This window comes from Alcanivorax profundi (genome assembly GCF_003597125.1).
GTDB classification, from domain to species: Bacteria; Pseudomonadota; Gammaproteobacteria; order Pseudomonadales; family Alcanivoracaceae; genus Alcanivorax; species Alcanivorax profundi.
In genome coordinates, this window is sequence record NZ_QYYA01000013.1 from 1 (window position 1) to 2,754 (window position 2,754).

Annotated in this window: 2 protein-coding genes; both read right to left on the reverse strand. The window is 43.3% G+C overall.

Annotated elements, in window-relative coordinates; all coding sequences use genetic code 11:
* On the reverse strand, positions 1 to 926 hold a 926-nt coding region (locus tag D4A39_RS18885; protein ID WP_147393933.1), incomplete at its 3' end, for a reverse transcriptase family protein.
* Between the two features lie 1,556 nt (positions 927 to 2,482).
* The coding region (locus D4A39_RS18890) for a hypothetical protein (RefSeq protein WP_233552514.1) at positions 2,483 to 2,754 on the reverse strand (272 nt) is incomplete at its 5' end.

Genomic DNA, 2,754 nt, shown 5'->3' on the forward strand with positions numbered 1-2,754 from the left:
CTCTTTCTTGGCATGAAACCATACTGCTGCTCACAGATGCTCACTTCTCCTCTTAGCCTAGCTTCCACTACTCTTTCCCACAACTTCATTGTATGACTCATCAGCTTAATACCTCTATAGTTTCCACAGTTCTGTACATCTCCCTTGTTCTTAAAGATCGGCACCAAAACACTTCTCCTCCATTCCTCAGGCATCCTCTCACTCTCCAAAACCTTGTTGAACAACCTAGTTAAAAACTCTACTGCCATCTCTCCTAGACACTTCCATACCTCCACTGGTATGTCATCAGGACCAACCGCTTTTCCTCTCTTCATCCTTTTCAAAGCTCTCCTAACTTCACCTTTGCTAATCCTTTCTACTTCCTTCTCAACCTTATTTGCCTCTACTACTCTGCTCTCTCTGTCATTTTCTTTGTTCACCTCTTCATCATAATACTCCTTCCATCTTTCCATCACCCTCTTGTCCCCTGTCAACACATTTCCTTCTCTATCTTTAATCACTCTAACTTGCTGCACATCCTTTCCATCTCTATCCCTCTGCCTCGCCAGCCGATATACATCTCTTTCACCTTCCGCACTATCTAACCTTGCATACATGTCCTCATAAGCTTTCTGTTTGGCCTTTGCTACCTCTATCTTGGCCTCACGCTGCATCTCCCTATATTCCTGTCTACTTTCCTCAGTCCTCTCTCTGTCCCATTTCTTCCTAGCTAACCTCTTCCTCTGAATACTCTCCTGAACTTTCTCATTCCACCACCACGTCTCCTTGTCATCTTTCTTTCTACCAGATGACACACCTAGCACTTTTCTACCTGTCTCTCTGATCACCTTGGCTGTAGTATTCCAGTTATCTGGCAGCACCTCTTGCCCACCTAAAGCCTGTCTCAACTCCTCCCTGAAGACCACACAGCACTCTTCCTTTTCCAACTTCCACCACTTTGTCTTCTGTTCTGCCTTTGTTCTTGACTCATCAGCTTAATACCTCTGTAGTTTCCACACCTCTGCACATCTCCCTTGTTCTTRAAAATCRGCACCAAMACACTTCTCMTCCATYCCTCAGGCATCATCTCACTCTCTAAGACCTTGTTGAACAACCTAGTTAAAAACTCTACTGCCATCTCTCCTAGACACTTCCATACCTCCACTGGTATGTCATCAGGACCAACCGCTTTTCCTCTCCTTATCCTCTTCAAAGCCCAACCTCTGTCCTCCTTGCTAATTCTTTCTACTTCCTACTCAACATTATTTGCCTCTACTACTCTGCTCTCCCTGTCATTTTTGTCCATTGAAGTCAGCACCTATCACCACTCTTTCACCTCTGTCACCCTCCTGTCACCTGTCAACACATTTCCATCTTTATCTTTAATCCCTCTAACCTGCTGCACATCCTTTCCATGCATAACCACTAACAACATTTAACATTACACCTTCAATTTCCAGCTTCAGACTCATCAACCTATCTGACATTCTCTTGACCTCCAGAACATTCTTTTTGCTACCTCTATCTTAACCTCACACTGCATTTCCCTATATTCCTGTCTACTTTCCTCAGTCCTCTCACTGTGCCACTTCTTCCTAGCCATCCTCTTCCTCTGGATACTTCCCTGAAATTCCTCATTCCATGTCAACTTTTCTTCTCTGCATCATATCTACCAGTTCCCTACCTTTACCTGTCATCGTACCAACATTCAAAGTCCCTACTTTCAGTCCTAAACTCCTTCCTTTTCTCTTTTCTCTCTGTCTACAGACACGCCTTCCTCCTCTCTTTCCTTCTCTCCTTCTAGTGATTCGCATATTAGATTTGGCAAAAGTTTTACGTCGGATGCCCTTCCTGACACAACCCTCTCTATTTATCCGGGCTTGGGACCGGCACAAAAGTACACTGGTTTGTGTCCTCTTGTGGCTAGAGATGATCTCCTGTGGCTAGATTTGACTTCCTGTGACTAGATTAAATTACCATAAGCCAGGTGTAGTACTACGGGTGGAAAATAAATCAATTTTAATATCTGAACTTGTGAAGTGCTGTTAAGGTAATGGCTGTTATATGAGCTGCCCTTAGCTTTAAAATGTAATTGCGATTTAAAGGAAAATGTTAAGTAAAAACTGTATACAGTAATCACTTTTTGAGTCCAAACTTCAACTAATTTAAATGTACAATCACTGTCTCAGCTGTCTGTTTGTTATTATCTGTTTAATTCACGTATGTACACGTATTTAAGCTACATACAACTTAAGTGGAGTCAATTTCATTCAGTTCACAGTTCACAAAGGGGCCTCTTACAACACACACACACACTACAGCACCACTCACCGTTAAATGTAAAAACAGCGCACCACCGAAAATATCTATCGGAATAATTTGAGTTAATATTGGGGTATTCCCAGTTGTCTCCATTTCTCTTCCTGTCCACACCATGATAAAACAGTTTAAACCCTGCTCCAATGTTTCTAGCCTTGCTGCCTTTCCACCTTGTCTCCTGGACTCACAGAATGTCAACTTTTCTTCTCTGCATCATATCTACCAGTTCCCTACCTTTACCTGTCATCGTACCAACATTCAAAGTCCCTACTTTCAGTCCTAAACTCCTTCCTTTTCTCTTCTCTCTCTGTCTACAGGCACGCCTTCCTCCTCTCTTTCTCTTCTCCCTGTTCCAGACGAAGTCTTTTGCGCTGTTAGACGTCCGTTTACGGATGCCCTTCCTGACACAACCCTCTCTATTTATCCGGGCTTGGGACCGGCACAAAAGTACACTGG